Source organism: Streptomyces carpinensis, from assembly GCF_002154505.1.
Classification (GTDB): domain Bacteria; phylum Actinomycetota; class Actinomycetes; order Streptomycetales; family Streptomycetaceae; genus Streptomyces; species Streptomyces carpinensis.
The window spans coordinates 423-847 of record NZ_MUBM01000757.1; the positions used below are offsets into that span (position 1 = coordinate 423).

Genomic DNA, 425 nt, shown 5'->3' on the forward strand with positions numbered 1-425 from the left:
ACGGCTGTTCGTCAGTGTGAAGACGGTCGAGGCGACCCTGACCCGGGTCTACCGCAAGCTGGGGATCCGTTCGCGGGTCGACATCGTCCGATTGGCGGCAGGCCGGCGCGCGAAGTGAGCGCGGCCCGGGTTGACTGGCCGGGTGGATCAAGCAAGGGCCCCCGACCGGGGGCGACCGAGGGTTTTCCCTGCACGCAACTCGCCTAGGGGGTTCCCTCATTGGAGGCGGGTGGGCCCGGTCCTAGCGTATGGGACGTGCCGCTCGCCCGGGCACACGGGAGTCCGCGCACCGGATCCCAGGCTTCCGTGCTCCACCCCACCCGTGCGAACCCCCACCGGCCAGCCCCCACGAGGAGACGCATGTTCGGCCTCACCCGCGCCAGACGGGCAAGCGGCAGACGCGCCGCCGCCGCGCTCGCGGCCGG

Annotated in this window: 1 pseudogene (only partly in view); it reads left to right on the forward strand. The window is 72.5% G+C overall.

Annotated elements, in window-relative coordinates:
- A pseudogene (locus BZY54_RS52600) lies at positions 1 to 118 on the forward strand (LuxR C-terminal-related transcriptional regulator); its annotated part reaches 422 nt to the left of the window's first position; the annotation flags it as partial.
- Positions 119 to 425 lie beyond the last annotated feature (307 nt).